Origin of the sequence: Pseudomonas sp. J380, assembly GCF_009827115.1 — a bacterium.
Taxonomy (GTDB): domain Bacteria; phylum Pseudomonadota; class Gammaproteobacteria; order Pseudomonadales; family Pseudomonadaceae; genus Aquipseudomonas; species Aquipseudomonas paracarnis.
Genome location: NZ_CP043060.1, coordinates 763180 through 786488 on the forward strand (window position 1 = coordinate 763180; position 23309 = coordinate 786488).

General features: G+C 61.8%; 22 protein-coding genes. 13 read left to right on the forward strand and 9 right to left on the reverse strand.

Annotated elements, in window-relative coordinates; genetic code table 11:
* Positions 1 to 130 precede the first annotated feature (130 nt).
* On the forward strand, positions 131 to 601 hold the full coding sequence (locus FXO12_RS03480) for a DUF1289 domain-containing protein (protein ID WP_032892118.1): 471 nt from the start codon (positions 131 to 133) through the stop codon (positions 599 to 601).
* Between the two features lie 130 nt (positions 602 to 731).
* Here FXO12_RS03480 and FXO12_RS03485 read toward each other — a convergent pair whose 3' ends face one another.
* A complete protein-coding gene (locus FXO12_RS03485) occupies positions 732 to 1595 on the reverse strand; it encodes a universal stress protein (RefSeq protein ID WP_034126007.1) in 864 nt (287 codons plus the stop codon).
* Between the two features lie 149 nt (positions 1596 to 1744).
* Here FXO12_RS03485 and FXO12_RS03490 point away from each other — a divergent pair, with 149 nt between their 5' ends.
* Positions 1745 to 2347 carry a tRNA-(ms[2]io[6]A)-hydroxylase gene (locus FXO12_RS03490; RefSeq protein WP_032892116.1) on the forward strand — a complete coding sequence of 201 codons (603 nt, stop codon included), beginning with the start codon at positions 1745 to 1747 and terminating at the stop codon, positions 2345 to 2347.
* Here FXO12_RS03490 and FXO12_RS03495 read toward each other — a convergent pair.
* Positions 2303 to 3502, reverse strand: coding sequence for an MFS transporter (locus FXO12_RS03495; RefSeq protein WP_057975749.1), 1200 nt, complete (start codon positions 3500 to 3502; stop codon positions 2303 to 2305). The two genes, FXO12_RS03490 and FXO12_RS03495, sit on opposite strands and share 45 nt — an antisense overlap.
* A gap of 157 nt (positions 3503 to 3659) precedes the next feature.
* On the opposite strand from FXO12_RS03495, the gene FXO12_RS03500 reads away from it, so the two are divergent.
* Positions 3660 to 4367 carry a response regulator gene (locus FXO12_RS03500; RefSeq protein ID WP_014718339.1) on the forward strand — a complete coding sequence of 236 codons (708 nt, stop codon included), beginning with the start codon at positions 3660 to 3662 and terminating at the stop codon, positions 4365 to 4367.
* Positions 4368 to 5645 carry an ATP-binding protein gene (locus tag FXO12_RS03505; RefSeq protein WP_054897953.1) on the forward strand — a complete coding sequence of 426 codons (1278 nt, stop codon included), beginning with the start codon at positions 4368 to 4370 and terminating at the stop codon, positions 5643 to 5645.
* 134 nt (positions 5646 to 5779) lie between these two features.
* Here the strand turns inward: FXO12_RS03505 and FXO12_RS03510 are convergent, their stop codons facing one another.
* From FXO12_RS03510 to FXO12_RS03520, 3 genes are all read right to left on the reverse strand, one after another.
* Positions 5780 to 6571 (reverse strand): MipA/OmpV family protein, encoded by a 792-nt coding sequence (locus tag FXO12_RS03510; protein ID WP_057975750.1) that lies wholly within the window; start codon positions 6569 to 6571, stop codon positions 5780 to 5782.
* A gap of 16 nt (positions 6572 to 6587) precedes the next feature.
* Complete coding sequence (locus tag FXO12_RS03515; RefSeq protein WP_160049521.1) at positions 6588 to 8411, reverse strand: serine hydrolase; 1824 nt, start codon at positions 8409 to 8411, stop codon at positions 6588 to 6590.
* Between the two features lie 116 nt (positions 8412 to 8527).
* Positions 8528 to 9427 carry a LysR family transcriptional regulator gene (locus FXO12_RS03520; protein ID WP_034126002.1) on the reverse strand — a complete coding sequence of 300 codons (900 nt, stop codon included), beginning with the start codon at positions 9425 to 9427 and terminating at the stop codon, positions 8528 to 8530.
* 246 nt (positions 9428 to 9673) lie between these two features.
* On the opposite strand from FXO12_RS03520, the gene FXO12_RS03525 reads away from it, so the two are divergent.
* From FXO12_RS03525 to dctM, 8 genes are all read left to right on the forward strand, one after another.
* Positions 9674 to 10492 carry a MaoC family dehydratase N-terminal domain-containing protein gene (locus tag FXO12_RS03525; RefSeq protein WP_054921342.1) on the forward strand — a complete coding sequence of 273 codons (819 nt, stop codon included), beginning with the start codon at positions 9674 to 9676 and terminating at the stop codon, positions 10490 to 10492.
* A 28-nt stretch (positions 10493 to 10520) separates the two neighbouring features.
* Positions 10521 to 11684: an acyl-CoA dehydrogenase family protein gene (locus FXO12_RS03530; protein ID WP_057975753.1), complete on the forward strand. Its 1164-nt coding sequence runs from the start codon at positions 10521 to 10523 to the stop codon at positions 11682 to 11684.
* Between the two features lie 11 nt (positions 11685 to 11695).
* The gene (locus tag FXO12_RS03535; protein ID WP_160049522.1) at positions 11696 to 13045 is read left to right on the forward strand and encodes an MmgE/PrpD family protein; all 1350 of its coding nucleotides are present in this window, start codon (positions 11696 to 11698) and stop codon (positions 13043 to 13045) included.
* A 10-nt stretch (positions 13046 to 13055) separates the two neighbouring features.
* Positions 13056 to 14249: a CaiB/BaiF CoA-transferase family protein gene (locus FXO12_RS03540; RefSeq protein ID WP_057975755.1), complete on the forward strand. Its 1194-nt coding sequence runs from the start codon at positions 13056 to 13058 to the stop codon at positions 14247 to 14249.
* A gap of 14 nt (positions 14250 to 14263) precedes the next feature.
* Positions 14264 to 15082, forward strand: a complete 819-nt coding sequence (locus tag FXO12_RS03545; protein WP_057975756.1) for a CoA ester lyase — start codon at positions 14264 to 14266, stop codon at positions 15080 to 15082.
* Between the two features lie 214 nt (positions 15083 to 15296).
* A complete protein-coding gene (locus FXO12_RS03550; RefSeq protein ID WP_057975757.1) occupies positions 15297 to 16280 on the forward strand; it encodes a TRAP transporter substrate-binding protein in 984 nt (327 codons plus the stop codon).
* 201 nt (positions 16281 to 16481) lie between these two features.
* Positions 16482 to 17114: a TRAP transporter small permease gene (locus FXO12_RS03555; protein WP_034125996.1), complete on the forward strand. Its 633-nt coding sequence runs from the start codon at positions 16482 to 16484 to the stop codon at positions 17112 to 17114.
* The gene (gene dctM / locus FXO12_RS03560) at positions 17114 to 18394 is read left to right on the forward strand and encodes a C4-dicarboxylate TRAP transporter large permease protein DctM (RefSeq protein ID WP_014718351.1); all 1281 of its coding nucleotides are present in this window, start codon (positions 17114 to 17116) and stop codon (positions 18392 to 18394) included. The genes FXO12_RS03555 and dctM overlap by 1 nt, the downstream gene beginning before the upstream one ends.
* A 193-nt stretch (positions 18395 to 18587) precedes the next feature.
* Here the strand turns inward: dctM and ampC are convergent, their stop codons facing one another.
* The gene (gene ampC / locus FXO12_RS03565) at positions 18588 to 19730 is read right to left on the reverse strand and encodes a class C beta-lactamase (RefSeq protein ID WP_057975758.1); all 1143 of its coding nucleotides are present in this window, start codon (positions 19728 to 19730) and stop codon (positions 18588 to 18590) included.
* 129 nt (positions 19731 to 19859) lie between these two features.
* Between ampC and FXO12_RS03570 the strand changes: the two genes are divergently transcribed.
* On the forward strand, positions 19860 to 20732 hold the full coding sequence (locus FXO12_RS03570; protein ID WP_054897338.1) for a LysR family transcriptional regulator: 873 nt from the start codon (positions 19860 to 19862) through the stop codon (positions 20730 to 20732).
* A gap of 121 nt (positions 20733 to 20853) precedes the next feature.
* Here the strand turns inward: FXO12_RS03570 and yghX are convergent, their stop codons facing one another.
* The 3 genes from yghX to FXO12_RS03585 are packed head-to-tail and all read right to left on the reverse strand — an operon-like array spanning position 20854 to position 23222.
* A complete protein-coding gene (yghX, locus tag FXO12_RS03575) occupies positions 20854 to 21741 on the reverse strand; it encodes a YghX family hydrolase (RefSeq protein WP_034125993.1) in 888 nt (295 codons plus the stop codon).
* A 44-nt stretch (positions 21742 to 21785) separates the two neighbouring features.
* On the reverse strand, positions 21786 to 22280 hold the full coding sequence (locus FXO12_RS03580) for a PaaI family thioesterase (RefSeq protein WP_054897340.1): 495 nt from the start codon (positions 22278 to 22280) through the stop codon (positions 21786 to 21788).
* Between the two features lie 51 nt (positions 22281 to 22331).
* Positions 22332 to 23222 carry a DMT family transporter gene (locus FXO12_RS03585; protein ID WP_054921353.1) on the reverse strand — a complete coding sequence of 297 codons (891 nt, stop codon included), beginning with the start codon at positions 23220 to 23222 and terminating at the stop codon, positions 22332 to 22334.
* Positions 23223 to 23309: the final 87 nt, after the last annotated feature.

Consider the following 23309-nt stretch of genomic DNA (forward strand, 5'->3'; position numbering starts at 1 on the left):
TTACAAGGCCGGGTGATTCTACGGCAAAAAAAATCTAAAGGTAAGTTGCCTGCTCAAGTTTGCTGGGTGATCAACCTTAGACAAAGGGCTAACATGGCACACTGTTTCGCTGATTTGCGTGTTGCTGCTTATGCCCAACCAAACCATCAAGACCCCCTGCGTCGGCCTGTGCTCCACGGTCTACGGCGATCTCGTGTGCCGTGGATGCAAGCGCTTCCACCATGAAGTGATCCAGTGGAACGGCTATAACGAAGAAGAAAAACGCGCGGTCTGGCTCAGGCTTGAGCAGCTGTTGGTGCAGGTCATGGCCGGTAAAGTGGAGGTTTTCGACCCCAAGACCCTGCGCGGGCAGTTGGAGCAACGCAAGATTCGCTTTGTGCCGCACCAGTCCGAGTATTGCTGGGCCTACCAGTTGATCGCCCGTGGGGCCCGGGTGATCAATAACCTGGAGGCCTATGGCATGGTGCTGTTGCCGGAGTTTCGCGACTGGGCGCTGCCTGAACTGCGCGATGCCATTGATCGCGAGTTCTTTATCTTGTCCGAGGCGCATTACCAGCGCTATATCGCGCCGGGGTTCTTGAAAGATGCGCTGGGTAACTGACTGGCGAGGTCAATGTGGGAGCTGGCTTGCCAGCGATAGCGGTGTGTCAGGAGCAAATGCGCCCGCTTACCCACCGCTATCGCAGGCAAGCCAGCTCCCACATTTGATCCACATTGCCTGAAGGTCGGTGTCAGGGCTTGGTCGCCAGCTCTTCCAGATGGTCCATGAGCGTCTGCGGTTTGAGCACCAGCACATCGCTTTGCACCGCATCCAGCACCACTTCTGCGGTATTGCCGATCAACGCGCCGGAAATCCCCGTGCGCGCCACCGTGCCGATAATGGTCACCGCCGCCTGCAACCGATGGGCGATATGTGGGATCAGCACATCGGCCGGGCCTTCCTCGATATGCAGGTGCCTGTCGTCCACGTCGAACTCGGCCTGGAAGGCCTTGCATTGCTCGCGGTAGCGCGCCTCAATGGTTTCCTTGAGCTGAAAGGTCGGGTCTGCCGCCGACAGCATGGGCGAGGGGTGAGCGCTGATCACATGCAACTGCGCTTTGGCGAGGCTGGCGATATCAAAGCCATGGTCGATGATCGAATTGTGCAGCGAGCGGTGTTCGCCGTCGGCGTTGCCCACGTCGATGGCCGCCAGGATCACGCCGCCCGCCCAGGGGGTGGCGGTCTTGACCAGCAACACCGGCGTTGGGCAGTAGCGCAGCAACTTCCAGTCCGCCGGGGTCAGCAGGGCTTTTTTCAGTGGGTTGTCGGGGAAGTGCTGTTTGATCACAAGACCACAGCCTTCGGCTTGCTGCACATCGATGATGGTTTCATGCAGGCTGTCGTTCCAGGCCTGCTCGGTGGTGACGCTGTAGCCGTCTTCTTTCAAGCCTTCCTTGAGCAGGCTCAGCAGCGCCGAATGCTCGTGCTTCTTGTCACAGACCAGCAAGTGCAGGTGCGCGTCGGTGACTTTGGCAATCAGCTTGGCACGCTTGAGGGCCAGGCTTTCCGAATGCTCGGGCTCGATGACCACCAGGATGCTGCGGATGGCTTGCATGGTCGGGATCTCCAAAAGGGCGGGCGTTGGATAACTATAGTTGCTGCTACGCAGCCGTCATGTTGATACACATCAAGGCCGGTGGCTGGTGGTCTGCGGCGGGGTCGGTATAATCGGCGCCCTTTTGTGATCCTTTGCCCGTGAGCCCGATGAACCTGCCCGAAATCCATGAATTCCTCGGCTGCCGCACCCCCGATGCCTGGGTCCAGGCCGCGTTGGCCGATCAGGAAACCCTGCTGATCGACCACAAGAACTGCGAATTCAAAGCCGCCAGCACCGCCTTGAGCCTGATGGCCAAGTACTACGGCCACGTTGACCTGATCAACATGATGTCGCGCCTGGCCCGCGAAGAGTTGGTGCACCACGAGCAGGTCATGCGCCTGATGAAAAAGCGCAAGGTCGAACTGCGTCAACTGCACGCCGGCCGTTACGCCTCGGGTTTGCGCAAGGTGGTGCGCAGCCATGAGCCGGTCAAGCTGGTGGATACCCTGGTGGTGGGCGCCTTTATCGAAGCGCGCAGTTGCGAGCGCTTCGAAGCGCTGGTGCCGCATTTGGACGAAGAACTCGGCAAGTTCTATTTCGGCTTGCTCAAAAGCGAGGCGCGGCACTTCCAGGGCTACTTGAAGCTGGCATACCAGTACGGCGACGCCAAGGATATCGCCCAGGTGATCGAGCGGGTACGGGCCACCGAGCAGGACCTGATCGAATCACCCGACGTCGAGTTCCGCTTTCACAGTGGCGTGCCAGCCTGAGGCCACGGCCACACCGATCGAGGCGGTGATCCCGGTCAGCAGCAGGATCACCGTTGGCGTGCCCAAAGGCGCTGCCAACACGGCAATCATCAAGCCCGCCAAGGGCTGGGCCAGGTTGTTGAGCAAGGTCATCACGCCAACGGTCTTGCCGAAGTCCTGCACCGGAATCACCCGTTGGCGGGTGCTGCGCAGGTACACGTTGAACATCTTGTCGAAGCCGGTCAGCAGCAGGAAACCCACCGCGTAGGCCCACACGCCGGGGCTGAGCGCGGTGATCAGCGCGCCCACGGTGATCATCGAGTACGACAACCCGCCCAGTACCTTCAGCTTCAGTGATGAATGCGCCAGGTAGAACAGAATCGCGATGGTCACCAGCGCCCCGGCGGCTTGCAGCAGGGCATAGGCGTCTTTGCCCGCTGCGTAGTGGCCGGTGACCATGGCAGCCGAGGTAGCCAGCGTCACGCCGACCATCAGGTTCACACCGACCGCCAGGACGATGATGCGTTTCAACTCCACCCGGTTGAGGATGTGGCCAAAAGCGGTGCGCAGGGGTTGCAGCCAGTTACCCGGCTGTTGTTCATGGATGTGCAGGTCCACCGTGGTGTTGCGCTGCCAGATCAGCATCGCCAGGTCTGCCAGCACAAACAGCGCGGCGACGCCCAGCACTACCCATGGCCACGCCCAGACTTCCAGCACCAGCGCCGCCACCAATGGCCCGAGCACCAGTCCGCCCTGGTCGGCGATCTGCGAATAGGACAAGGTCTTGGCGTAGGTGTACTGCCCGAAGATATGCGGCATCACCACTTCCCGCGCCATGATGCCCTGGGTGGTCAACACGCCGCACGACGCGGACAGCATCACCAGCCAATGGATACCGTCGAACAGCCCATACAGCGCCATCGCCACCACGCAGGCCAGGGCCCGATACACCTGGCTTATATGCAGGATACGCACCGGTGAAAACCTGTCGCACAACGCGCCGCACACCGGAAACGCCAGGTAGCGCGGCAGTGACTCGACAAAAAATGCCAACCCCGCCCACGACACGCTTTGCGTGGTCTGGAACACGATCAGTGGCACGATAAACAGCAGAACCTGGTCGGCCAGCCGTGAAAGGAACAGCGAAATGAAGAACGCCAGGTAATCCTTGCGCATGGAACTCCCTGTCAATGGCGTTAAAAACTGCAGGCTATTTGTTAAAAACTCTTAAAAGCATGAAGCTTCTTCGCTGGGGACTGGTCAGCCACCTCTGTCGGCCAGCTTGCCACCTATAATGGCCCCATTTCAATCCGCGCATTCACACTGAGAACTTATGGAAAACCTGGGTCTGGGCAAGGTCCTGCTCGTTGAGGACGATGAAAAGCTGGCAGGGCTGGTCTCGCATTTTCTGTCGCAGCATGGTTTCGAGGTACGGGTGGTGTACCGGGGCGATGAAGCGCTGGCGGCGTTCCTGGATTTCAAGCCGAAGATCGTCGTGCTCGATCTGATGCTGCCGGGTCAGAGCGGGCTGCATGTCTGCCGCGAGATTCGCAACGTGTCGGACACGCCCATCGTGATCCTTACCGCCAAGGAAGATGACCTGGACCATATCCTTGGCCTTGAATCCGGTGCTGACGACTACGTGATCAAGCCGATCAAACCGCCGGTGTTGTTGGCGCGCCTGCGTGCGCTGCAGCGCCGCCAGGTACCCGAGCCCACCGTGCGCGGTGCCCTGGAATTTGGCCGCTTGTCGATTGATCGCAGTTGCCGGGTGGTCCGCCTGGGCGGCGAGACCATTGACCTCACCACCATGGAATTCGAGTTGCTGTGGTTGCTGGCCAGCAGCGCGGGCAAGATTCTCTCTCGCGACGACATCCTCAACCGCATGCGCGGCATTGCCTTTGACGGGCTGAACCGCAGCGTAGACGTGTACATCAGCAAACTGCGCGGCAAGCTCAATGACAACCCCCGCGAGCCGGTGTGCATCAAGACCATCTGGGGCAAGGGCTACCTGTTCAATCCGTTCGCGTGGGAGGTGTAGATGCTGCGCTTGTACCTGCGCCTCTATTTGATTCTCGCGCTCGGCCTGGCCGGGTCGATCTGGTTGGTCAACTTCGGCCTGGACGCTTACATGCCCGAGTCCAACGAAACCTATAACCGTGAAGCCCTGCGCGGCCCGGCCTGGGCCCTGGTGGAACAGTTGCGCCCCGTGCAGGCAGAGGCGCGCCAGGCACGCCTGGACGAACTGCAGCCGCATTACGGCTTGCGGCTCGAACTGGTGCAGCGCGACACCCAGGATTTGAGCGAACGGGAACAGAAACTCCTGGCGGCTGGCCAGGTGGTGGTGCGCGAAGACTTCATGAAATTTCTTGCGCCTATCGACGACGGCCCGCAACTGCTCGAAATCAGATTGCCGGAGGAACCCAAGTGGTTGTACCTCTGGGCCTACGCTTTCCTGGGCGTGAGCCTGGCCATCGTCCTGTATTTTTGGGTGCGTCCACACTGGCGCGACCTGGAGCACATCCGCCTGGCAGCGCAACGTTTCGGTGACAATGACCTGGGCTCGCGCATCTTGCTGCCGACTCGCTCCACCGTGCGTTCACTGGCCGGGCACTTCAACCAGATGGCCGAGCGCATCGAAGGTTTGATCGCCAACCAGCGCGAACTCACCAACGCGGTCTCCCACGAATTGCGTACGCCGATTGCGCGGCTGTCATTCGAGCTGGACCAGCTCAGGCAGCAGAGCGACCCACGGCAAAGCCGAGCGTTGATCAACGACATGTACGCCGACCTCGGTGAGCTGGAAGAAATGGTCTCCGAGCTGTTGACCTATGCCAGCCTTGAGCCAGGTGCTACCCAGGTCACCCGCGAGCATATCGAGGCCCACAGTTGGCTCGACAGTGTGATCGGCAGCGTGGCCCTGGAGGCCGAAGCGGAAGGGGTGCAGTTGTCGTTGCGCACCTGCGAGGTGGACGTTATCCAGATCGAACCACGCTTTATGGCGCGGGCCGTGATCAACCTGCTGCGCAACGCGATTCGTTATGCCGATCGTCGCGTGGAAGTGTCGCTGGTCAAGTTTGGCAGCGGTTACGAAGTGCGGGTCAACGACGATGGGCCGGGGGTACCGCTGGAGGGTCGCACCAAGATTTTCGAACCCTTCCTGCGCCTTGACGCCAGCCGCGACCGCCGCACAGGCGGATTTGGTCTGGGCCTGGCGCTGGTCAAGCGTGTCAGCCAGTGGCATGGCGGGCAGGTGGAAGTGCAGGATTCGGAGTGGGGCGGGGCGTCGTTTCGAATGACGTGGGCCTATGCAGAGTAAGGGGGCTTGCCCCAATGCCATCGTGGAGCGAGCTTGCTCGCGAAAAACCTCAACGATAACGCGTGTTTTCTGGATAAACGCCGCGCCTGCGAGTTTTTCGCGAGCAAGCTCGCTCCTACAGAGGGCAAGGTAGTTCAGAAGGTGTACTGCAGCTCCCCCAACACCGACGCTTGCAGCCGCTGCTCCACAATCGGGCTCTTGCCTGCTTCATCCGCCAGGTATTGCACATCCAGCAAGGTCGAGAACTGCGTGTGTTCGTTGATCGGCACGCTCCATGAGAGGTTGATGCCATTGCTGATATTGCCGGCCCTTGCCTTGTATTCCTTGAAGCGGCTGCGGGTGGCCTGGTCGGCAGTCACGCCGTACCAGGTTTGCAGGTAGTTGCGGTCACCGAAGTGGCTGTTGATGGCGGCATCGACGGAGCCGTAGCGGCCTTCATAGAGATGGGTACCCAGGCTCAACTCCAGGTGGGTAAAAGCCTTGCCGGTTTCCTTGTGTTTATCTTCTTCAAGCGCATGTTCCAGGGTGGCGCCGATGATCACACCGCCGAGGTTGTAGGCGGCACTCACCCCCAATTGCGGACGTGACTTGATCTCGCCCATGCCTTTGAGGCGTTTGGAGCCGGCATGCATGCTTTCATTTTTATCCTTGCGCGAATCGCTTGCGCCAACGTATGCGCTGAAGCTCAGGGCATTACCTTCGTAACCCCAGCCCAAGCCCGTATCAGTGTCGAGGAAGACGCCCCAGGGGCTGATGATTTTGCCACCGAGCACAGGCGCCGTCATACGTTCGTCGCTGCCACTGTAGCGGGGGGCATTGGCCATGCCGGCCTTGAGGCTGTATTGCCAGTCTTCGGCAAGCGCCGTATCGGCGGCGGCGAGCAGGCACAGTGAGGTCAATGACAGGCACAGGTTTTTTGAGTGCATCAGGGTGTTTTCCTGGTTAGAGGTTCAAGGGTGTGTGGGGTGAATGGGTGCGTTTGAACGAGTAGCCCGAAGCACTCAGGCCGTTGACCTGGCGGCTGACGGTATCGCCCAGGCCGTAGCCGTTGCCGGCCAGCACCGCATGGGCGTTGTCGATGGGCAGCAGGATGTAGTCGGTCAGCGGCTCGCCGTGCAATTGGCCGCGAATCACCAGGAAACCGTCCTCCTGGCGCACGCTGATGCCACTCAATGGCGCGTCGGGTTCATGGCTGCTGAGCACCTGGTAGGTGCCGACCGTGTTGGCCCACGCGGCGGACAAGGGCGGCGGCTCGATGCGCTCGCCGATGGCAATGCGTTGGCCGTGGCTGCGGGCGGTGAGCATTTGGCGGCCTTGTACTGTGAGCACATCCAACTGCACGCGGCCCAACTCGCCGAGGTCCTTGCGCCAGAAACCCAGTATCTTTTTCTGCGCCCGCAGCCAGCCTTGCTCATCACGCAATAGCTGGAAATCGTAGCCGGCCAGTTCACCGCTCAAGCGCGCATGCTCATCCCTGATGCGGAACACGCCCCAGGCGGTGGCGTAGAAGCCTGCCAGACGCTTGCGATCCACCGCCGCCGGTACATGGCGCAGCTTGAGGCCGTGGCTGGGGGCCTGGCAGTCATCGGCGCATACGGGCTTGCCGGTCTGAGCCTGGAGCATCAGGCGCAGGCTGTCGGTGGTCAGCGACACCACCATGTCTTCGGCGTTGCTGTCGTTGGCCATGATGACCACGGCCAGTTGCTGATCCGGCAGCAGGGTCAACTGGGCCACGAAGTCGTCGCCGCCACCGCTGTGCTGGTAGGTGCGCACACCGGGGCCGATGGGCTCGTCACCACAGGGCGCCAAGAACCAGCCCAAGCCCATCTGGCAGTCGAAATCCAAGGCATTGCCGGTGTTTTGCTGGGTAAACATGGCGTCGATATACGTGCTACCGAGGATCTGGCTGCCCTTGTAGGTGCCCTTGGCAAACAGCATGCGTACGTAGCGGCTGAGGTCTTTGGGGCTGGTCCACAGGCCGCCGGCGGCGAGGTCACGCACCTGTGGGTCGGTGCTGGCCTTGCCATCCTCGTAGCCGTGGGCGCGATAGCTCATTTGCGCACCGGTGCCCAGGAAACTGGACTGGTTCATTCTCAAGGGTGTGAGCAGGCTGCTTTGTAACTGGGCTTCGAAGCTTTTGCCGCTGCTGCGCTCAATGGCGGCGCCCACCAAGGCATAGCCAAGGTTGGAATACGCCACCTGGGAACCCGGCAGGCTGCTCAGCCACACACCCGACACACGCATCGGCATCTGCCCCATGGCATAGGTGCTGCGCAGGTCGCGCAGGTGCTCGCTGGGCAAGCCGGATTGATGGCTGAGCAAGCGCCGCAAGGTGATCGCTCGATCCGCCTCGGCCTGGTCGCTGTGAAAGCGGGAGCGTACGTAGAACTCACGCAGGGTCTGCTGGATCGGCGCATCCAGCGCCAGGTGTTGCTGCTCCACCAGTTGCAGCGCTGCCGTGGCGCTCAGCAGCTTGGAGATGCCACCTGCGCGAAACGCGGTATTGGGCGTGACCGGCACCCCCAGGTCTTTGTCAGCCAGGCCAAAGCCGCGGGCCCAGATCAGCTCCTGGCCATTGACCAGGGCAATCGACAATCCCGCCACATTGTCCCGCGCCATCTCCTGGGGAATGCGGGTTTGCAGGTAGCGGATGATTGCGCCGTAATCACCTTTTTGAATCGGCGGCGGGGCAGGCGGTTGCGAGTGGCAACCGATACTGCCCAACAGGCAACCCAATAGCGGAATACCGCGCAGTCTGCGAAACATCAAGAGCACCCGAATGATGATTTGGATGCTGGAATGCTAGGGCGGCGGGTACTGAGAATCTTTGAGTGCTTTGTCGGGAAACTGTCAAAGACTGTTAACGGCCGCTTATAAAAACATCAGGATTTGCCCAGGGGGGCAGGCATCAACGTGGCGATCAGGGCGCGTATGGTCCCCGGCAGCGCTTCCAGCTCGCGTACCAGGATGCTGCGCTCGCGAATCGCCCAGGGCTCGTCCAGTTTTACCGTCACCAGCTGCATGGTGCGGCTGTGACGCAGGGCGGCGGACTCTGGAATGATGCCAATGCCCACGCCGGCCTCGACCATCCGGCAGATCGCCTCGAAGCTCGAGACCTGGATACGCAGCGACAATTGCTTGCCCAGACGCTCGACGTGTTCGCGCAGGAAACTCAACAGCGTGCTGCCTTCATGCAGGCCGATATGCTGATACGCCAGGGTCTGCTCAAGGGTCACCGAAGGCTGGTCGGCCAACGGATGCCCGACGGGTACCATCAGCACCAGTTCGTCGGTGCTGAAATGCAACACTTGCAGGCCGGAGGCTTCCACGGGGCCGGCGATGATGCCCATGTCACTGGTGCCATCGAGCACCCCACGCACGATGTCCCGCGACAGGCGCTCCTGCAGGTCGACGGTGACGCCCGGGCGCTGTGACAGAAAGCCTGCCAAGACCTCCGGCAAAAACTCGGTGACCGCCGTGGTGTTGGCGAAGATACGGATATGCCCGGCCGAATCCACGCCGTATTGGGTGAACTCGCTTTTGAGGTAATCCACCTGGCGCATGATCAACCGCGCATGGTGTAACAGGCGCTCGCCTGCCGGGGTGATCTCCACGCCTCGGCTGTCGCGGTACAACAGGCGCGTGTCGAGCTGACCTTCCAGGGCCTTGATCCGCGCACTGGCGGCAGCCGGCGACAGGAAGGCGCGCTTGGCACCCTGGGTGAGGCTGGGGGATTCGGCGATATGGATAAACAGGCGCAGGTCGGCGAGATCGAAGTGCATGCAAAACTCCAGGCTTGTGATCACCCGTGGCGAGGGAGCTTGCTCCCGCTGGACTGCGAAGCAGGCCTGTTTTTTGGGGCCGCTTCGCGCCCCCACGGGAGCAAGCTCCCTCGCCACAGAGAGGTACGCATAGGAATGGTGCGTTCAGCTTAACCGAACGCTGGTTTATTGAAATGCAAATTCTCAGAACGGGCAGGCCCTTGCATGATCCACGGCAGACACCCACTGCCTGAGGACCTGCACCCGATGAGCGCCACTGATTGGATCGGCCGAAGTGAGACCGCCCACGACCACCTGAGCCATAACCTGCTCAAGCGCATCGCCGCGACGTTAGGTGAAGAGGTGCCTGCCGACGGCGACGCTGTGCCTGCGTTGTGGCAATGGTGCTTTTTCCAGGACCCGCTGCCGGAGGTGGCGTTGGGCGGCGACGGCCACCCGGCACGCGGCGGGTTCCTGCCACCGGCCGATAACCGCAATCGCATGTGGGCCGGTGGGCGTCTTGAATTTCTGCAGCCACTGCGGGCTGGCGAGGCGGCTACGCGCGTGTCGACCATCACCCAGGTCGAAGAAAAGACCGGGCGCACCGGCTCACTGCTATTTGTCACTGTGCGCCATGACTACTCCCAGGAAGGGCGGCTGGCCATCCGCGAGGAACAGGACATCGTCTACCGCGAACCCACGCCACCCAAGCCTGGCAGCGGCGACGCGCTGGCCCGGGGCGAATGGACAGAGGCCGTCGAGCCGACGCCGACCCTGTTGTTCCGCTACAGCGCCGTCACGTTCAACGGCCACCGCATCCACTACGACTACCCCTATGTCACCGGCACCGAAGGCTATGCCGGCCTGGTGGTGCATGGCCCGCTGATCGCCACTTTGAACCTGCGTGCGTTCTGCCGGGCGCACCCTGAGGCGACCCTGCGCCGCTTTGCCTATCGCGGCGTGCGCCCACTGATTGCGCCACAGCCTTTTGAGGTCGGCGGGCGCATCACCGCAACCGGCGTCGCAGAACTCTGGGCTGGCAACACTGAAGGCCTGGCACAGACCGCCCAAGTGCATTTCGAATAACCCGATAACAACAGGCGGAGAGCCGTTAATGAATGCCCATGACAACGAAGAACTCAAGGCCATCCGCGAAGGCGTGCGCGCCTTGTGCGCCGAGTTCGATGCCGCTTACTGGCGCAAGATCGATGAAGAAAAAGGCTTCCCCGAAGCCTTCGTCAAGGCCCTGACCGACGCCGGTTGGCTGTCGGCCATGATCCCCGAGGAATACGGCGGTTCCGGCCTGGGCCTGGCCGAAGCCTCGGTGATCCTTGAGGAAGTCAACCGCTGCGGCGGCAACTCGGGCACCGTACACGGCCAGATGTACAACATGTTCACCCTGCTGCGTCACGGCAGCGAAGCGCAAAAACGCTTCTACTTGCCCAAGCTGGCCAGCGGTGAATTGCGCCTGCAGTCGATGGCCGTCACCGAACCCACTACCGGCACCGACACCACCAAGATCAAGACCACGGCGATCAAGCGCGGCGACAAGTACGTGATCAACGGCCAGAAAGTCTGGATCTCTCGGGTACAGCATTCCGACCTGATGATCCTGCTGGCACGCACCACGCCCTTGGCCGACGTAAAGAAAAAATCCGAAGGCATGTCAATCTTCCTGGTAGACCTGCGCCACGCCATCGGCAACGGCCTGACCGTGCAGCCCATCGCCAATATGGTCAACCACGAGACCAACGAGCTGTTCTTCGACAACCTGGAGCTGCCCCTGGACAGCCTGATTGGCGAGGAGGGCAAGGGCTTCAAATACATCCTCGATGGCCTGAATGCCGAGCGCACGCTGATTGCCGCCGAGTGCATCGGTGACGGCCGCTGGTTCATCGAAAAGGCCAGCGCCTATGCCCGCGACCGTGTGGTGTTTGGCCGGCCCATCGGGCAAAACCAGGGCGTGCAGTTCCCGATTGCCGAGGCGCATATCGAGATCGAAGCGGCCGACCTGATGCGCTGGCGTGCCTGCGAGGAATACGACAGCGGCAAAAACGCCGGGGCCAGTGCCAACATGGCCAAGTACCTGGCGGCCAAGGCGTCCTGGGAAGCGGCCAACGCCTGCCTGCAAACCCACGGTGGCTTCGGCTTTGCCTGCGAGTACGACGTGGAGCGCAAATTCCGCGAGACCCGCCTGTACCAGGTGGCGCCGATCTCCACCAACCTGATCCTGTCCTACGTGGCCGAGCATTTGCTCGAATTGCCACGCAGCTTCTGAGGGCCTTGAGCATGCATCATACCCAAGCCCTGTGCCGGTTCCTGGCCGAGCTGACGTACTCACAATTGCCCGAGCCCGTGCTGGCGCGCACCGAAGAGCTGTACCTGGATTGGCTCGCATCAGCCTTGGCCAGCCAAGGCGCGCACCCGATCCCCTTGTTTGAACGCTACGCGCAGAAGATGGGCCCGAGCAGCGGCCCGGCCCAGGTGATCGTCAACGGCACCGGCACCAGCGCGTATTTCGCCGCACTGGTCAACGCCGCCTCCTCACACCTGGTGGAGCAGGATGACCTGCACAACAGTTCCGTGCTGCACCCGGCCACCGTGGTGTTTCCCGCCGCGTTGGCGGCTGCCCAGGACCTCGGCAAGTCTGGCCGTGAACTGTTGCTGGCCTCGGTGGCCGGCTACGAGGCGGGGATTCGCATCGGTGAGTTCATGGGCCGCTCGCACTACCGCATCTTCCACACCACGGCCACGGTCGGCACCCTGGCGGCGGCGGTCGCGGTGGGCAAGTTGCTCGATTTCAACGAAGAACAATTCATCAACCTGCTCGGCAGCGCCGGCACCCAGGCTGCCGGGCTGTGGGAGTTTCTGCGCGATGCCGCCGACTCCAAGCAACTGCACACGGCCAAGGCGGCGGCGGACGGCTTGCTGGCGGCTTACCTTACGGCCGATGGGCTGACCGGCGCGCGCAATATCCTTGAAGGTGAGCAAGGTTTGGCGGCCGGTATGTCCAGTGATGCCCAACCGGGCAAATTGTCTGCCGAGCTGGGCAGCCGTTGGGCGCTGGTGGAAACCTCGTTCAAATTCCACGCCTCCTGTCGCCACACCCATCCTGCTGCCGATGCGCTGCTGGACGTGATGCAGCGTGAAGGCCTGAGCGCTGCGCAGATTTCCCAGGTGCAAACCCACGTGCACCAAGGCGCCATTGACGTACTCGGCCGAGTGACGGTGCCGGCCACCGTGCACCAGGCCAAATTTTCCATGGGCACGGTGCTTGGGCTGATCGCTGTGCATGGCAAAGCCGGTTTGCCTGAATTCCATGAGCTGGCGTTGACCGATCCTGCGGTCGCGGCGTTTCGCGACAAGGTCTGCATGAGCCTGGACCCCGAAGTCGACAACGCCTACCCGCAACGCTGGCTGGGCCGCGTTACCGTCACCACCACCGATGGCCGCACGCTGCACGGTGCCATTTATGAACCCAAGGGCGACCCGGGCAACACCCTGAGCCGTGCCGAGCTGGCGGACAAGTTCCAGCGCCTGGCCGACTTCAGCGGCGCCCGCACCCCGGCCCAGGCCAACCGCCTGATCGAGCAGGTGTGGAACCTGCGAACTACCGCGTCCATGGCCCATTGGCTTTGAGGGATTTGTCATGACTGAACAACGACCGCTGGACGGCATCACCGTCGTCAGCCTGGAACACGCGATTGCCGCGCCATTTTGCACGCGCCAGCTGGCCGACCTCGGTGCCCGGGTCATCAAGGTAGAGCGCCCCGGCACCGGCGACTTCGCCCGTGGCTATGACGAGCGGGTGCGTGGCCTGGCGTCGCATTTCGTCTGGACCAACCGCTCCAAGGAAAGCCTGACCCTGGACCTCAAGCAGGACGAGGCGGGCGCTATTCTGGATGCGCTTTTGGCCGATGCCGATGTGTTGGTGCAGAACCTTGCCCCCGGCGCGGCAGCGCGCATGGGCTTATCGTTCGAGGCGCTGCACGTGCGCTTTCCACGCCTGATCGTCTGCGATATTTCCGGCTACGGCGAAGGCGGGCCCTACGAGAAAAAGAAAGCCTACGACCTGCTGATCCAGAGCGAGGGCGGCTTTCTCTCGGTGACCGGTGGCCCAGGTGAAGAGCAGATGGCCAAGGCCGGTTGCTCCATCGCGGATATCTCCGCCGGGATGTACGCCTACAGCGGCATTCTGTCGGCGCTGCTGCTGCGCGGCAAAACCGGCCAGGGCAGTCGCATCGATGTGAGCATGCTCGAAAGCCTGGTGGAGTGGATGGGCTACCCGATGTATTACGCCTTCGACGGCGCGCCGCCGCCACCGCGTGCGGGTGCCGCGCATTCGACGATTTACCCCTACGGGCCGTTTCCCACCGGGGGCGGCGGCACGGTGATGCTCGGCTTGCAGAACGAGCGCGAATGGGCGGCGTTCTGCGACAAAGTGCTGCTCACCCCGGCATTGGCGACGGACGAGCGCTTCAGCGCCAATTTCAAGCGCTCGGCCAACCGCGAGGTGCTGCGCCAGATCATTGTGGAGCGCTTTGCCCAACTGGACGTCGAGGCGGTGATCCAGCGCCTGGAGCATGCGCAAATTGCCAGTGCCCGGGTCAACGACATGCAAGGCGTGTGGGACCACCCGCAACTCAAGGCCCGCGACAGCTGGCGTGACGTCGACAGCCCGGCGGGGCCGTTGCCCTCGCTGCTGCCACCGGCCCGTAACGCCGCGTTTACCCCGCGCATGGACGGCGTTCCAGCGCTGGGGCAACACAGCCAAGGCATCCTCGACCAGTTGGGTTACTCCATTGAGGCCATTAACAGTCTGCGCGAGCGCGGCGTTATCTAATCAGGAATCACGTGATGCCAAAGCCATTAGTACGTTCTGCGCTGTTTGTGCCGGGCAGCCGCCCGGAGCGGTTTGCCAAGGCCCTGGCCAGCGGCGCCGACGCAGTGATTGTGGATTTTGAAGACGCGGTGGAAGAGCCGCTCAAACGTCAGGCCCGGGATAATCTGGATGCATTCCTGCGCGCCCATGCTGAAGCCCGGGTGTGGGTGCGCATCAACGCGCCGCAACATGCCGAGCATTTTGAGGACGTGGCGTTCTGCAAGGCCCATGCAAATGTCGCCGGGGTATTGCTGCCCAAGGTCGAAAGCGCGGCCCAGGTGGCTGTGGTGGCCGCGACCGGCAAGGCTATCTGGCCGATTATCGAAAGCGCACGCGGTTTGCTGGCACTGGCGCAGATTGCCCAGGCGCCCCAGGTGGAGCGCCTGTCGTTCGGTGGCTTGGACCTGGCGCTGGACCTGAACCTGAGCAGTCACTCCCGTGCCGCCGAATTGGCCCTCGACCAGGCGCGCCTGGCGTTGATCGTGCATTCGCGCGCCGCGGGCCTGGCGGCGCCGCTGGACGGCGTGCACCCGGCCATCGACGACCCAGAAGGCCTGCACCGTTCGATCCGGCACGCCTATGAGATGGGTTTTGCCGGGGCGTTGTGCATTCATCCCAAGCAAGTGGCGGTGATCCATGCCGCGCTAGCGCCGAGCGCCCAAGAGCTGGCCTGGGCCAGGCGAGTGGTGGAGGCGGGCGCCCATGGGGCAGGGGCTTATCAGATTGATGGGCAGATGGTGGATGCGCCGGTGTTGCTGCGCGCGCAACGGCTGCTCACTGCCAGCTCTGACTGACGGAACCTGGAGCCAAATGTGGGAGCTGGCTTGCCTGCGATAGCGGCAGAACAGTCAATGTCTGTGTTGCCTGACACACCGCTATCGCAGGCAAGCCAGCTCCCACACTGGACGCATTCGGCCAAGCCGAACGCAGGTATCTAAAATTCGAAATTCACGACACGCTTAACATCAGGCACCTTGCCTTAAACACAACAATAAGAAGGTGATTCCCATGCTCAAGCTTTCCCGGGCGCTGCTGTGCGCCGCCACCTTGTTTACCGCTGGCCTGGCCCAGGCGGCAGACCCGATTGTGATCAAGTTCGCCCACGTGGTTGCTGAAAACACCCCTAAAGGCCAAGGCGCGCTGCTTTTCAAAAAGCTTGCTGAAGAGCGCCTGCCCGGCAAGGTCAAGGTCGAGGTGTACCCGAACTCGTCGCTGTTTGGCGATGGCAAGGAAATGGAAGCATTGCTGCTGGGTGATGTGCAGATGCTGGCCCCGTCCCTGGCCAAATTCGAGCACTACACCAAGCAAGTGCAGATCTACGACTTGCCGTTCCTGTTCAGCGACCTGGCCGCCGTCGACCGTTTCCAGGCGGCCCAGGGCAAGCAACTGCTGACCTCGATGCAGGATAAAAACATCCTCGGCCTGGCCTATTGGCACAACGGCCTCAAACAACTCTCTGCCAACAAGGCCCTGCATGAACCCAAGGACGCCCGTGGCCTGAAGTTCCGCGTGCAGGCTTCCAGTGTGCTCGAAGAACAGTTCAAGGCGATCCGCGCCAACCCGCGCAAGATGAGCTTTGCCGAGGTTTACCAGGGCCTGCAGACCGGTACCGTGAATGGCACCGAGAACACTTGGTCGAACTATGAAAGCCAGAAGGTCAACGAAGTGCAGAAGTACTTCACCGAGTCCAACCACGGCCTGATCGACTACATGGTGATCACTAACGCGACATTCTGGAACGGCCTGGCGCCGGATGTGCGCAGCACCCTGGAGCAGATCATGGCCGAGGTCACCGTGGAGGTGAACAAGCAGGCCGAAGCGCTGAACCAGTCGGCCAAGCAGAAGATCATCGACGCCAAGACCAGCGAAATCATCGAACTGACCCCCGAGCAACGTGCGCTGTGGCGCGAAGCCATGCGCCCGGTGTGGCAGAAGTTCGAAGGCGAGATTGGGGCCGGCCTGATCAAGGCGGCGGACCAGTCCAATCAGTAATCCCCTGTGGGAGCGGGCTTGCCCGCGACTGATCGTTCCCACGCTCCGCGTGGTAATGCATCCCGTGACGCTCTGCGTCGCCTTACGCACGGCGTGATACAGGACGTGGAACGTCCGGGGCGGCATTACCACGCGGAGCGTGGGAACGATCTAGCAGGTTGACCTGGCTTTTTACCTATCTCTGCCTCGCGAGGTTTTGCCATGCAAACGCTAAGACGCGTCTGGGAGCACCTGGAGGAAGGCTTTATCGCTTTCCTGCTGGCCGCCATGACCCTGGTGACGTTCGTCTACGTCATGCTCAACAACGTCTACACCCTGTTCTTTACCCTGGCCGACAAATGGGCCTGGAGCAGCCCCTTCTTCAATGCCCTGGGCGACGGCAGCATGACGTGGGCCCAAGAGATGACCTGGAGTGTGGCGCTGACCAAGGCCATGTTCGGCTGGTTGATTTTCTTCGGCATTTCCTACGGCGTGCGCACTGCTGGCCACCTGGGTGTGGACGCGCTGGTGCGGCTGACCCGGCGCCCGGTGCAGCGTCTGCTCGGCATGCTCGCCTGCCTGTGCTGCCTGGCCTATGCCGGGCTGTTCATGGTGGCCAGCTACAAGTGGGTAAGTGCGGTGATGACCGCGCATATCGGCGCCGAAGACCTCGACCAGTTCGGCATCGATGTCGGCGACATCGTGGTGATCGTGCCCATTGGCTTTGCGTTGGTATTGATCCGCTACCTGGAAATTTTCTACCGCATCTTTACCCACCGCCAGGTCGGGTTGGGGTTGGCCGACGAGGCCGGTGAGGCCAGCAAGTTGGCCGGCAGCCATGAGGAGCGTCACTGATGGCCGTGCTCTGTCTGTTTTTGCTGTTGTTCGTGTTCATGTTCCTGGGCGTGCCGATTGCGATTGCCCTGGGGCTGTCCGGTGCGGTGTCGATCCTGATGTTCAGCCAGGACTCGGTGAGTTCCCTGGCGATCAAGCTGTTTGAAACCAGCGATGCCTACACCTTCCTGGCGATTCCGTTTTTCCTGTTGTCCGGTGCCTTCATGACCACCGGCGGCGTGGCCCAGCGGCTGATCGACTTTGCCAATGCCTGTGTCGGGCATATCCGCGGTGGCCTGGCGATTGCGGCGGTGCTGGCGTGCATGCTGTTTGCAGCGCTGTCCGGGTCGTCACCGGCCACGGTGGCAGCAGTGGGTTCGATTGCCGTGGCGGGCATGGTGCGCTCCGGTTATCCGAAGGAATTTGGTGCGGGCATCATCTGCAATGCCGGGACCTTGGGCATTCTGATCCCGCCGTCGATTGTGATGGTGGTGTATTCGGCGGCGACCGAAACCTCGGTGGGCAAGTTGTTCATGGCCGGGGTGATTCCGGGCTTGCTGCTGGGCCTGATGTTGATGGTCGCGATCTACATCGTCGCCCGCATCAAGAAGCTGCCGGCGCAACCCCGGGCGACATTCCGTGAATGGCTGAGCTGTGCACGCCGAGCGTTCTGGGGCCTGTTGCTACTGGTGATCATCCTCGGCGGCATTTACAGCGGCATGTTCACCCCGACCGAAGCGGCGGCAGTGGCGGCCGTGTATTCAGCATTCGTCGCGCTGTTCGTCTACAAGGACATGAAGCTGCGCGACTGCCCCAAGGTGCTGCTGGAGTCGGGGCGCTTGTCGATCATGCTGATGTTCATCATCGCCAACGCCATGCTGTTTGCCCACGTGCTGACCACCGAACAGATCCCCCAGCAAATCACCGCGTGGGTAATCTCGGAAGGGCTGACGCCGATTGGCTTTTTGATCATGGTCAACGTGGTGCTGCTGATTGCCGGCAGCTTTATGGAGCCTTCGGCCATTGTGCTGATCCTGGCGCCGATCTTTTTTCCGATTGCGATGAAGCTGGGCATTGACCCGATTCACCTGGGGATTGTGATGGTGGTGAACATGGAAATCGGCCTGGTGCACCCGCCGGTGGGGCTGAACCTGTTCGTGACTTCGGCGGTGACCGGGCTGACATTGGGGCAGACTATTCGCGCGGCGATGCCGTGGCTGATGATTTTGCTGGTGTTCCTGATCATGGTGACGTACTTGCCGTTCATTTCCCTGGCGCTGCCGCAGTGGCTCGGAATGTAGGGTGGGAGGCGGCTTGCCCCGATGGCGATGAGTCAGACACTCCCTCATCGGGGCATAGGTATCTACATAACTCAGGGACGACGCAGGCCCTGTGGCGAGGGCGCTTGCTCCCGTGACTACCCAACGGCGGACGCTGATCTAACTGACGCGCCGCGATCCAAATGTGGGAGCTGGCTTGCCTGCGATGGCGGCCTTATTGGTCCATCGCACTCAAGATCGCGTGCGCTACTTTCACCCGTTCGGCATTCGGATAGTTCCGGTTCGCCAGAATCACCACCCCCATGTCCTTGCTTGGCACGTACGCCACGTAAGCACCAAAGCCGCCAGTGGACCCGGTTTTGTTGTACAGCACGTTGGCCGGCTCGGCCTGGGCGGGTGTCAGCCAGGTGACCTTGTGCGGCTCCATCGCCATCGGTGTGGAGTTGCCGTCCAGTAACGCTTGCAGGCCGATGGGGTAGGGGTAGCGTTCCCAGCCCAGCCCCTGGGTCATGCCGTTGACGGTGTAGTAGCCGGCGTGAGTGGTGGCAATGGCCTGTTGCACCGGTTGTTCCAGGGTTTGCGGGTGCATGTTCGCGATCACGTAGCGGGCCAGGTCCTGGCTGCTGCTCTTGAGGCCATAGGCTTCGAAGTCCAGGGCGCCAGGGTTGACGCGTACCGGTTTCTGCTGGCTGTCATAGCCCTGGGCGTACTGGCCAGCCTTGTCGGCGGGGACGCGGGTATAGGTATTGGTCAAGCCCAGCTTGGGCAGCAGGGTTTTTTCCATGGCGACGGTGAAAGGCTGGCCCAGGCTTTTTGCGGTCACGTAACCGAACAGGCCAATGCTGGGGTTGGAGTAAAGGCGTTGTTCCCCCGGCGCATAAGTGGGTTTCCAATGCTGGAAGTAATCCATCATGGTGGTTGCACTGTCGGCGGCATCCGGAAACTGCAGCGTCAGGCCGCCGGCGGTATAAGTGGCCAGTTGCAGCAGGCTGATGCGATCGAACGCGCTGCCAGCCAGGACGGGCAGATGTTGGCTGGTCATGTCCGACAGCTTGAGCTTGCCGATGGCCTGGGCATACCCGCCGAGGGTGGCGTTGAAGGTTTTGCTCACTGAGCCGATTTCGAACAGGGTGTTTTCGGTGACGGGTGCCTGGGTGTCTTTGGCGGCGACGCCGTAGTTAAAGTATTGCACCTTGCCCTGTTGGACGACCGCGACCGTCAGGCCCGGGATGCCTTGCTGTTTCATCAGAGGGGTGACGTGGCTGTCCACGACCTGGCGCATGTCGGTGGCGGCCATGCAGCTGCCGGCGCCGAGCAACAAGGCTGAAACCGCATATTTTTTCAGGGTGTGTTTCATGGTTCGCTTCCATGTAAATAAGGCAATGACGATCGGAACCTGCGCAGGCGTGGCAAATGTAGGTGGATTTCCGGGCGCCGGCAAACGATGATATCTCGCACCTGCCATTAGAAAAATTTGGGTCAAGCCATGTTGCGTTCCCACCTGCCGCTCAATGCGTTGCGCGCTTTCGAAGCGTCGGCGCGCCATTTGAGCTTTACCCGTGCGGCCATTGAGCTGTGCGTGACCCAGGCGGCGGTCAGTCATCAGGTCAAAAGTCTCGAAGCGCAACTCAACGTCACGCTGTTCAGGCGCCTGCCACGGGGTTTGATGCTCACCAGCGAAGGCGAATCCCTGCTGCCCGTGCTGCGTGACGCCTTCGACCGAATTGCCCTGACCTTGGATCAGTTTGAAGGCGGGCATTACCGTGAAGTCCTGACGGTGGGGGCGGTCGGTACCTTTGCGGTGGGCTGGTTGTTGCCACGCCTGGCGGATTTTCACAGCCGCTACCCGTTGATCGACTTGCGCTTGTCCACCCACAACAATCGCGTGGATGTCGCCGCCGAGGGCCTGGATTATGCCATCCGCTTTGGCGCCGGCGCGTGGCACGGCACCGACGCCTGCCCCTTGCTTGAGGCACCGCTGACGGTGTTGTGCGTGCCGCAGATTGCCGAACAACTGCACAGCCCGGCTGACGTGCTGAAGCACACCTTGCTGCGTTCCTACCGTGCCGATGAGTGGAACCTGTGGTTCCAGGCCGCCGGTTTGCCCAGCGATACACGGATGCCGCGCAGCGTGGTGTTCGACTCTTCGCTGGCGATGATGGAGGCCGCGCTGCAAGGGACTGGCGTTGCACTGGCGCCAGCTCTGATGTTTTCACGGCAATTGGAGAACGATGTGATCCGCCAGCCGTTCGAGGTGGGGATCACCACCGGCAGCTATTGGTTGACGCGCTTGCAGTCGCGGGCTGAGACACCCGCGATGTTGGCGTTCAAAGGGTGGTTGCAGGCAAGTGTTGGATAACATTTGGGGAGGCAGGCCCTCATTTATGTAGGAGCGAGCTTGCTCGCGAAAAACTCCCAGGCGCCGCGTCTATCCAGGACGCCCGCGTTATCGTTGTCGTTTTTCGCGAGCAAGCTCGCTCCTACATCAGGTATTGGCGGAACCATCCCAGGGTGCGTTCCCAGGCAAGGTTCGCCGCTGCTTCGTCATAGCGCGGTGTCGAATCATTATGGAAACCGTGATTGGCGCCCTTGTAGATAAACGCCTCATACCTCGTCCCCGCGGCCTTCAATGCCTGTTCATACGCCGGCCAGCCTTCATTGATGCGCGTATCCAGCTCACCGAAATGCAACATGACCGGCGCCTTGATGCGCGGCACGTCCTTGGCGTCGGGTTGGCGCCCGTAGAACGACACTGCCGCGCCCAGTTCCGGGTAGGCCACCGCCGCTGCATTGGTCACGCCACCGCCATAACAGAACCCGGTGATGCCGACTTTGCCCGTGCTGCTGTCGTGCTGCATCAGCCACTCGATGGCGGCGAAGAAGTCGTTCATCAGTTTGGTCGGGTCGACGGTCTGCTGCAGGGCCACGCCTTTTTCATCATTGCCAGGGTAGCCGCCCACCGAGGTCAGGCCGTCCGGGGCCAAGGCGATAAAGCCGGCCTTGGCCAGGCGTCGGGCGACGTCTTCGATATAGGGGTTCAGGCCCCGGTTTTCATGCACCACCACCACGGCGGGCAGCTTGCCTGCCGCCTTGGCTGGGCGCACCAGATAGCCGCGCACGGTGCCGTTGCCTTTGGGCGAGGGGTAGGTGATGTAGTCGGCGACGATATCCGGGTCGGTGAATTTCACCTGCTCGGCCAGGGCGTAATTGGGGCTCAGGGCCGCGAGCAATGCCGAAGCGGTGAGGCCACCGAGGGTGAACAGCGCGGCGCGGTCGAGAAATTCGCGGCGGTTGATCTTGCCGTGGGCATAGCCGTCGTAGAGTTCCAGCAGTTCGGGAGCAAAGTCTTTCGCGGTCAGACGAGTCATCGGTGCAGTCCTCGATTAGCGGTTGCCGTCACTGTAGACCAGGATCAAACCTCGCGGCCATGGGCGGCGGCGGCCAGTTGCCCGGTGTCGACGCGCACGAACACCGAGTCGCCGACGGCGGTGAGCACGCTGCCTGCATACACTTCGCAGACCACCCGGCTTTTGCGACCGATTTCGCCTTCGACCCGCGCCCGCAGGACCAGGGGCACACCCATGGGCGTGGGCTTGATGAATTTGATCCCCAGGTTGCCGGTGACGCAGTCGATGCGCGGCAGGCTGCCGGGTTCACGCTGTTCGGCGCGGTAGTGGTAGGCCATGGCGGTCCAGTTGGAATGGCAGTCCACCAGCATGGCGATCAGGCCACCGTAGACCAGGTCTGGCCAGCCGCTGTATTTGGCCTCGGGTTGGTGCTCGGCAATGACGTGTACGCCATCGTCATCCCAGCGGCTCTTGATGTGCAGGCCATGAGGGTTGCTGCTGCCGCAGCCGTAGCAGATGCCTTCCGGCGCCGTGGTGTCCTGGAGAGAAGCGCTGTGCATGCAGAGTCCTTGTTGTTGTTTGGGCGACGCTTCTATTTAGCAGGCCAGGGGTTAGCGAGCAAACTTCTTCGCCCCGGCCACGCAGCCGATCACCGCCACCGTCACCAGCACCATGCCCAGGCTGACCTGTTCATGCAGTAAACCCGCTGCCAGCGCCAGGCCGAAGAACGGTTGCAGCAACTGCAACTGGCCGACCGCGGCAATCCCGCCCTGGGCCAGGCCGCGGTACCAGAATACAAAGCCGATCAACATGCTGAACACCGCCACGTAGCCCAGGCTCAACCAGGCCGGCAAGCTGATACCGCTGAGGGTAGACGGCGCCAACAACAGGCTCAAGGGCGCCACCACCGGCAGCGACACCACCAGCGCCCAGCAGATCACCTGCCAGCCGCCCAGGCTGCGCGACAGCTTGGCGCCTTCGGCATACCCCAGGCCGCATGCCAGCACGGCCAACAGCATCAACACATCGCCCGCGGGTGCGGCGCTCAAGCCTTGGGCAACGGCATATCCCATCACCAACAGGCTGCCCAGGATCGAAAACAACCAGAACACCGGCCTCGGCCGTTCACCGCCGCGCAGCACACCGAACACCGCCGTAGCCAGTGGCAGCAGGCCGATAAAGACGATGGAGTGGGCCGAGGTCACGTACTGCAGGGCCAGGGCCGTCAGCAGTGGAAAGCCGATCACCACGCCAAGCGCGACGATAACCAGCGGTGCCCATTGCTGGCGCGTGGGGCGTCTTTCCTTGAATACCCCCAATAGGCACAACCCCAGTAGCGCCGCGAGAGTGGCGCGGATCATGGTCAGGAACACCGGATCGAATTCCATGACCGCCAGGCGCGTGGCTGGCAGCGAGCCGCTGAAAATCACCACACCGATAAAACCGTTGATCCAACCCTGGGTGCTGCTGTCCAGAGTGCCGAGAGGAGAAGTGCGTTCCATGGGGGACCTGTCCGAAAATGGCAGTTGCGTGCTGGGCATCCTAGGATTGAAGATTAAGACAATCAAAAAATTGTCATGGATACAGCC

Coding starts and splice junctions, on each gene's coding strand:
- FXO12_RS03480 (WP_032892118.1), top strand. CDS start 131: ATGCCCAACCAAACCATCAAGACCCCCTGCGTCGGCCTGTGCTCCACG.
- FXO12_RS03485 (WP_034126007.1), bottom strand. CDS start 1,595: ATGCAAGCCATCCGCAGCATCCTGGTGGTCATCGAGCCCGAGCATTCG.
- FXO12_RS03490 (WP_032892116.1), top strand. CDS start 1,745: ATGAACCTGCCCGAAATCCATGAATTCCTCGGCTGCCGCACCCCCGAT.
- FXO12_RS03495 (WP_057975749.1), bottom strand. CDS start 3,502: ATGCGCAAGGATTACCTGGCGTTCTTCATTTCGCTGTTCCTTTCACGG.
- FXO12_RS03500 (WP_014718339.1), top strand. CDS start 3,660: ATGGAAAACCTGGGTCTGGGCAAGGTCCTGCTCGTTGAGGACGATGAA.
- FXO12_RS03505 (WP_054897953.1), top strand. CDS start 4,368: ATGCTGCGCTTGTACCTGCGCCTCTATTTGATTCTCGCGCTCGGCCTG.
- FXO12_RS03510 (WP_057975750.1), bottom strand. CDS start 6,571: ATGCACTCAAAAAACCTGTGCCTGTCATTGACCTCACTGTGCCTGCTC.
- FXO12_RS03515 (WP_160049521.1), bottom strand. CDS start 8,411: ATGTTTCGCAGACTGCGCGGTATTCCGCTATTGGGTTGCCTGTTGGGC.
- FXO12_RS03520 (WP_034126002.1), bottom strand. CDS start 9,427: ATGCACTTCGATCTCGCCGACCTGCGCCTGTTTATCCATATCGCCGAA.
- FXO12_RS03525 (WP_054921342.1), top strand. CDS start 9,674: ATGAGCGCCACTGATTGGATCGGCCGAAGTGAGACCGCCCACGACCAC.
- FXO12_RS03530 (WP_057975753.1), top strand. CDS start 10,521: ATGAATGCCCATGACAACGAAGAACTCAAGGCCATCCGCGAAGGCGTG.
- FXO12_RS03535 (WP_160049522.1), top strand. CDS start 11,696: ATGCATCATACCCAAGCCCTGTGCCGGTTCCTGGCCGAGCTGACGTAC.
- FXO12_RS03540 (WP_057975755.1), top strand. CDS start 13,056: ATGACTGAACAACGACCGCTGGACGGCATCACCGTCGTCAGCCTGGAA.
- FXO12_RS03545 (WP_057975756.1), top strand. CDS start 14,264: ATGCCAAAGCCATTAGTACGTTCTGCGCTGTTTGTGCCGGGCAGCCGC.
- FXO12_RS03550 (WP_057975757.1), top strand. CDS start 15,297: ATGCTCAAGCTTTCCCGGGCGCTGCTGTGCGCCGCCACCTTGTTTACC.
- FXO12_RS03555 (WP_034125996.1), top strand. CDS start 16,482: ATGCAAACGCTAAGACGCGTCTGGGAGCACCTGGAGGAAGGCTTTATC.
- dctM (WP_014718351.1), top strand. CDS start 17,114: ATGGCCGTGCTCTGTCTGTTTTTGCTGTTGTTCGTGTTCATGTTCCTG.
- ampC (WP_057975758.1), bottom strand. CDS start 19,730: ATGAAACACACCCTGAAAAAATATGCGGTTTCAGCCTTGTTGCTCGGC.
- FXO12_RS03570 (WP_054897338.1), top strand. CDS start 19,860: ATGTTGCGTTCCCACCTGCCGCTCAATGCGTTGCGCGCTTTCGAAGCG.
- yghX (WP_034125993.1), bottom strand. CDS start 21,741: ATGACTCGTCTGACCGCGAAAGACTTTGCTCCCGAACTGCTGGAACTC.
- FXO12_RS03580 (WP_054897340.1), bottom strand. CDS start 22,280: ATGCACAGCGCTTCTCTCCAGGACACCACGGCGCCGGAAGGCATCTGC.
- FXO12_RS03585 (WP_054921353.1), bottom strand. CDS start 23,222: ATGGAACGCACTTCTCCTCTCGGCACTCTGGACAGCAGCACCCAGGGT.